Annotated in this window: 5 protein-coding genes; 3 read left to right on the forward strand and 2 right to left on the reverse strand. The window is 41.6% G+C overall.

Features of this window, described 5'->3' with window-relative positions; genetic code table 11:
• Positions 1-106 precede the first annotated feature (106 nt).
• Together hemF and ribA are read right to left on the reverse strand one after the other, a co-directional pair.
• Positions 107-1057, reverse strand: a complete 951-nt coding sequence (gene hemF / locus F935_RS17400) for an oxygen-dependent coproporphyrinogen oxidase (RefSeq protein ID WP_016140084.1) — start codon at positions 1055-1057, stop codon at positions 107-109.
• A gap of 128 nt (positions 1058-1185) precedes the next feature.
• The gene (ribA, locus tag F935_RS17405) at positions 1186-1788 is read right to left on the reverse strand and encodes a GTP cyclohydrolase II (RefSeq protein WP_004789681.1); all 603 of its coding nucleotides are present in this window, start codon (positions 1786-1788) and stop codon (positions 1186-1188) included.
• A gap of 303 nt (positions 1789-2091) precedes the next feature.
• Between ribA and dxs the strand changes: the two genes are divergently transcribed.
• The 3 genes from dxs to F935_RS17420 form a co-directional block, all read left to right on the forward strand.
• Positions 2092-3996: a 1-deoxy-D-xylulose-5-phosphate synthase gene (dxs, locus tag F935_RS17410; RefSeq protein WP_016140085.1), complete on the forward strand. Its 1905-nt coding sequence runs from the start codon at positions 2092-2094 to the stop codon at positions 3994-3996.
• 118 nt (positions 3997-4114) lie between these two features.
• Positions 4115-4945: an inositol monophosphatase family protein gene (locus tag F935_RS17415; RefSeq protein WP_035366406.1), complete on the forward strand. Its 831-nt coding sequence runs from the start codon at positions 4115-4117 to the stop codon at positions 4943-4945.
• A gap of 407 nt (positions 4946-5352) precedes the next feature.
• On the forward strand, positions 5353-7001 hold a 1649-nt coding region (locus F935_RS17420), incomplete at its 3' end, for a DEAD/DEAH box helicase (protein ID WP_016140087.1).

The following is a 7001-nucleotide window of genomic DNA, read 5'->3' on the forward strand; positions in this document are numbered from 1 at the left end:
AGCCAAATTGGAATAAGAAAAAATATTTGAATGAGGTTCAGAAAAGTGAAAATAAAAAAGGAGATTCTCTAGGGTGGAAGCCAAAGAATCTCCAAAAAGCAAAAAATTAAGCGACTTTTTCTTTTAGATTTAGCCAGTCTCGTGGTTTTAGGTAATAGTCAGTTAAACGTTTCTCTGGAGAGTCTTCATCCCATTCAGGGCGATACGACCAACCTGCAAGGTTAGGGAGGCTGACTAAAATAGATTCGATACGTCCACCTGTTTGTAAGCCAAACAATGTTCCGCGGTCATACACTAAGTTATATTCGACATATCTACCGCGACGGTAAATTTGGAACTCACGTTGAGCTTCGGTGTAAGGCTGTTCACGATGTTTTTCAAAAATTGGCAGAATGGCATTTAAATAGCCATTACCTACAGCTTGAATATATTTAAAGCAAGTTTCGAAATCCCAACCATTGAGATCATCAAAGAATAAACCACCAACGCCACGTTGTTCATCACGATGTTTTAAATAGAAATAATCATCACACCATTTTTTATGTTCAGCATAGACATAGTCACCAAAAGGCTGACATAAGTCATAAGCAGCTTGATGCCAATCGATAACATCTTGCTCATCTGGATAAAAAGGAGTTAAGTCAAAACCACCGCCAAACCACCAAATTGGATCTTGTCCTTCAGGTTCCGCAACGAATAAACGTACATTGGCATGAGAAGTTGGAATATTCGGGTTTTTAGGGTGAATCACTAAGGAAACGCCAAGCGCTTGTGCTTTAGCACCAGCAATTTGAGGGTGTCTTTCTGTAGCGGAAGCGGGCAGTTTACTAATGTTGATGTGAGAGAACATCACACCACCTTTTTCAATCACTGTACCATTTTGCAGTACGCGTGAACGTCCACCGCCACCTTCAGGACGTTCCCAATCATCAATAATAAATTCACTCGTACCGCCACCAGCTTTTTCTTGTTGTTCTAAACCAGTACATATACGGGCTTGTAAATCGAGGAGAAATTCGCGGACACGTTGAATATCTGTGGAAGTCGGATGTTGCATAGTGACCCTCAAAGATGATTGAGATAGGAGATAGGTACATCAAAACACAAAACCATAAAAAAAGTAAGGGATTTTTAAGAAATGTCTCAAAAAGCCCTTATGATTGTTTTTTAAATTTTTATGTTTTTTTAAAAATCATCTTTTTGGTAAAGGTGATCCATACGTTCACGTTTGGTTTTTAAATATTGTTCATTAAAAGGGTTGCGTCCAACAGTTAATGGAACACGGTCAACAACATTAATTCCTTGATCCTTGAGTGCCTGAATTTTCAAAGGATTATTGGTAATTAATTTAACTTCTTTTACTTCTAAATGATCTAGCATGATGCTGCACATGTCGTAACGACGTGCATCGGCAGGTAAATTTAAAAGTAAATTAGCATCTACGGTGTCATGACCCTGATCTTGTAAAGCATAGGCGCGAATTTTATTTGTAAGCCCAATACCACGGCCTTCTTGACGTAAATATAAAATAACGCCTTGGCCTGCTTCGTTGATGAGCTTTTGAGTTGCCTGCAATTGAGGACCACAGTCGCATTTTAATGATGCAAAAGCATCACCTGTTAAACATTCTGAATGTACACGAACCAAAACAGGGCCTGTAGGTGGATTTTCTAACCCTTTAGAAAGTGCCACATGTTCTTCACCTGATACTGGATCTTGAAACACAGAAATATTGAATTCACCAAAAGCGGTCGGGAGTTTTGATGTTGCAATGAACTCTATAGGCACAGATTAACTCATCTTTTAACCGAAAACGGTTTAAAGTATAGCGTAATGCTGGGAGATTGGTCGAATTGTCATAATCATTTTGCACACTAAGGTTTTCTTTTTTGTATAAACATGACGATAATAGTTGATAAATAGTCAGATTATTCAGGATAATCTGCCAACCATACCCATGATGTATGAGAGACTGCTTTGCATGACCTCGTTCGCAAATGTGGCTGATTGAAGGTGACTTCATTCGATTGTATGATCGACCCATTTTGACCCAGCTTAGGATTTGCCAGGCTTATAAAGGCTTTGCCACATATGTTGTATACCGAAATTCCAACTCAACGCCCTGTTACGCCATTGTTAGATGCAATTGATCATCCTCAACAATTACGTCAGCTCGAGCATAGCCAATTGGTTCAAGTGGCTGATGAGTTGCGTCAATATATTTTATATGCAGCAGGCCAGAGTGGTGGCCATTTCGGTGCTAATCTCGGCGTGGTTGAGCTGACGGTTGCGCTGCATTATTGCTTTAATACACCAAATGACCGATTAGTTTGGGATGTAGGACATCAGGCATATCCGCATAAAGTGCTGACAGGTCGCCGTGAACAAATGACGACGATTCGTTCTAAAAATGGTTTAGCAGCATTTCCAGCCAGAGAAGAATCAGTTTTCGATACATTTGGCGTAGGACATTCATCAACAGCAATTTCAGCTGGTTTAGGAATGTCGTTAGCACGTCGCTATCAAAACGACCCGTGCGAAGTGGTTTGTATTGTTGGTGATGGTGCAATGACAGCAGGTATGGCATTTGAAGCCATGAACGATGCTGTTGCACATAATGCTGATTTAATTGTTGTGCTGAATGACAATGACATGTCAATTTCTTGTAGCACAGGCGGCTTTGCTAAACATTTGGCTGCAATTTGGGAAAAAGGCCATTTAGTTAACGTTAACGAAGATGGCGAAGCCTATATACAGCCACATCCAAAATGGACTTATAACTCTCGTTTGCATCAATCAGCAACAGATGCGGCAGATAATTTATTTAAAGCAATTGGTTTTGATTATTTTGGCCCATTCGATGGCCACGACGTAAATCAACTGGCCCAAGTATTTAATGCTCTCAAGAAGCGTAAAGGCCCACGTTTAGTCCACGTCTATACTAAAAAAGGTAAAGGTTTCACTCCCGCAGAAGCGGATCCGATTACCTACCATGCCATTAGCAAAATTAATGCAGTCTCAGCAGGTAAAACACCACCTAAATATTCTGATGTATTTGGTCAGTGGTTATGTGATGAAGCGGCACAAGATGAGCGTCTACTCGCGATTACACCTGCGATGTGTGAAGGCTCAGGCATGGTTCAGTTTGCTAAAGAATTTCCACAGAGATTTTTTGATGTTGCAATTGCTGAACAGCATGCAGTAACTCTTGCAGCAGGAATGGCTTGTGAAGGCTTAAAACCCGTTGTTGCAATTTATTCTACGTTTTTGCAGCGCGGCTACGATCAGCTTATTCATGATGTTGCATTACAAAATCTTGACGTAACTTTCGGCATTGACCGTGCCGGTTTGGTTGGTGAAGATGGTCCAACTCACGCAGGTGCATATGATTATGCATACATGCGTACAGTTCCAAACTTAGTTATCATGGCGCCAAAAGATGAAAACGAATGCCGTCAGATGCTTCATACAGCCTATGCTTATAATGGACCAGCTGCGGTGCGTTACCCACGTGGTGCAGGTGTAGGTGTTGAAATTCAGCAAGAGTTGACCGCTATTGAATTGGGTAAAGCTGAAATCGTTGCTGAAATTAAATCTGCTTGTGATGAACAGATTACAATTTTGGCATTTGGTAGTCGTGTTATGGTTGCCATAGAAGCTGCCGAACAATTTGCACAAAAACATGATGTGGCTGTGCGTGTTGTAAATATGCGTTTTGTGAAACCACTTGATGAAAAAATGATTCGTGATTTAGCTGAACACACTCATTTATTTGTCACTGTTGAAGAGCATGCTGTTATGGGTGGTGCGGGTAGCGCTGTCAATGAGTTCATGGCGCAAGAACAAATTGTTAAACCTATCATTAATTTAGGCTTGCCAGATTTGTTCTTACAACAGGCTTCACATGGGCAAATGCTACAAGATTGTGGGTTGGATGCTAAAGGTATTCTGAGCTCAATTGAGAAAGTTTGGCTTAAGCTAAATCAGGTAGTTTAACCCTCAATAAAATTTTTGAAATATTTTCCCCCTAAAAGCGCATATATTTGCTAAAATATCTGCGCTTTTATGCATATTCTTTGTCAAAATCTTTTCAAATTTGTCTAGTGGGTGTTCAATGGAACCTATGGTGGTTATGGCTGCGCGTGCGGCTCAAACAGTTGGTCAAGAGCTTTTAAAAGCGCATCAAAATCGTCATAAACTCGATTTACAAGTTGAAGAGAAAGGCATTGATGGCCCGGTAACACGCCTAGATCGTTATTTAGAACAGTTAGCGATTGATACGTTACGTAAAAGTTATAAGAATCATAGCTTCTTAGGTGAGGAGTTTGGTTTGCAAGAAGGCAAAGGCCATGATGCAGAGTGGTGCTGGGTAATTGACCCGCTTGATGGCACACAAAACTTTATTAATGGTTTCCCTCATTTCTGTATTTCAATTGCAGTTCAGCATAAAGGTGTTACTCAACACGGCGTAATCTACGATCCAGTACGTGATGAGTTATTCTCTGCTAGCCGTGGTCGCGGTGCAGTCATGAATCAACGCCGTATTCGTGCCAATGTAAAAGATACTTTAGAAAATACATTCTTGGCAGTAGGCCATCCTTACCGTGCTAAACGTGCTGGCGAAATCGTATCTTATGCAGAGCAGCATTTCGCATCTTTATTAGCGGTTACCGAAGCTGGTGCGCAAATCCGTCGTGGCGGTTCAGCTGCTCTAGATTTAGCATATGTAGCTGCTGGTCGTTTTGATGGTTTCTTTGAGCTTGGTTTAAAACCATGGGATATTGCTGCTGGTGAGCTTATTCTTAAAGAAGCGGGCGGTGTGGTTGTTGACGCGCGTGGCGGTAATAACTCATTTGAAAATGGTCAAGTACTTGCATGTTCGCTTAAAATGTTAAAACCTTTAATGCAAACTGTTGTCCCAGCTTGGGATAAAGCTGCAAAATAATTTAGCTTATTATAAATAAAACCCTCTTTAATCAGAGGGTTTTGTGTTTTAAATGAAGAGTAAATTAAATTAATTTAAGAAATATGAACAAAGTTGATTAAAACAGGTGACTTTTAATTTATTTCTGCTATAATCCGCCAACGCACTTAAATTTCCGTTCATTACCTGAACATTCTGTTCTATTCATTGTAAGCGCACGCCGTCCATAGAGAGGACCATTTCTTGCGCCCCGATCGCTCAGCGATTCTTCAGGTTCGGCCGTAATCAAGCATGCGTTTAGTCCACATCGTCGTTACTCGGATTGCCGCTGAATAAAAGTTTCAGCTAATTTTGCTTTGCCGCTTTTTGCCGATGTCTATTTTTTTGTATTTATTAAAAATGGAGCACCCACAAGGGTGAAACTCTCTATGAGCAAAACTTTTGCCGAATTTTCTTTGCATGAAACCTTACAACAAGCGCTTGAAGGTTTAGGTTTTACTGCCCCGACTCCTGTGCAAGAACAAGCAATTCCTGCTGCCTTAGAAGGTAAAGACCTTCTCGTATCAAGCCAAACTGGCTCTGGTAAAACTGCTGCATTCTTACTCCCAACATTAAATGCTTTAGCTGGTGAAGAAGCGGTTGTACCGTTCAAAGACCGTATGAAAGCAGTAACTCAACCGAATATCTTGGTAATTTCGCCGACTCGTGAATTGGCACAGCAAGTAAGTCAAGATGCAATTGCACTTGTACGTCACATGAAAGGTGTTCGTATTGCTGCCATTATGGGCGGTATGCCATTTGCAAAACAAATTCAACAATTAAAAGGCGCGCAAGTTGTTGTTGCAACACCTGGTCGTTTACTTGACTTGGTGAATCGTCGTCAAATTAAATTAGATCAAGTAGATGCTTTAATCGTTGATGAAGCTGACCGTATGCTTGACCTAGGTTTCTCTGAAGACTTAGAAGCAATTAGCGAATTAGCGGCTAACCGTAAACAAACATTAATGTTCTCTGCAACATTTGCTGATCGTATTATTCGTCTTGCATCATGCATGATGAAAGATCCTATGCGTATCGCAATTGAAACAGGTCATTCAACCAATACAGATATTACGCAAACATTGCATTGGACTGATGGCTTTGAACATAAGAAAAAATTACTTACACATTGGTTAAGTGATGAAAGCTTAGATCAAGCTGTAGTTTTTGCTAGCACGCAAGAAGATACAGATATGTTGGCAGAAGAACTTGCTGAAGCAGGTCACTCTGTTGTTGCACTTCATGGTGCAATGCCACAAACAGTTCGTAACCGTCGTTTACGTAGTATTCGTGAAGGTCGTGCAAAAATCTTAGTTGCAACTGACGTTGCTGCTCGTGGTCTTGACGTTCCGACTATTTCTCACGTAATTAACTTCGGTCTTCCGATGAAGCATGAAGATTATGTACACCGTATTGGTCGTACTGGTCGTGCTGGTCGTACTGGTCAAGCAATTACTTTAGCGACTTATCGTGAACGCGGTAAGATTCGTGCACTTGAAGAATATTTAGAAGCGCGTTTAAGTGTTTCTGAAATTGAAGGCTTAGAACCATCTCCACCTCCTGCTCGTTCAGGTCGTGGTGATGGCGGTGGTCGCGGTCGTAGTGGTAATGGCGGTAGCCGTGATGGTCGTCGTAGTAGTGGTGGCGGTTTCGGTGGTGGTCGTCGTTTTGAAGGCGAAAGCAACTTCAAGCGCCGTGAAGGTGGTCGTGATGACCGTCCACGTCGTAGCTTTGATGACAAACCACGTGGTGAGCGTCCAGCATTTGGTGGTGAAGATCGTCCACGTCGCGAGTTCACTTCAGATCGTCCACGTCGTGAAGGTGGTTTTGAAGATCGTCCACGTCGTGAGTTCACTTCAGATCGTCCACGTCGCGAAGGTGGTTTCAATGATAAACCGCGTTTTGAATCGAATGATGACAACCGTGGTAACCGCGTAGATTATAAACCACGTCGTGAAGGTAGTTTTGCTGATCGTCCAAAACGTAGCTTTGGCGGTGAAGATCGTCCACGTCGTAGTTTTGATGACAAACCACGTGG

This window comes from Acinetobacter calcoaceticus ANC 3811 (assembly GCF_000399665.1).
GTDB lineage: Bacteria > Pseudomonadota > Gammaproteobacteria > Pseudomonadales > Moraxellaceae > Acinetobacter > Acinetobacter calcoaceticus_B.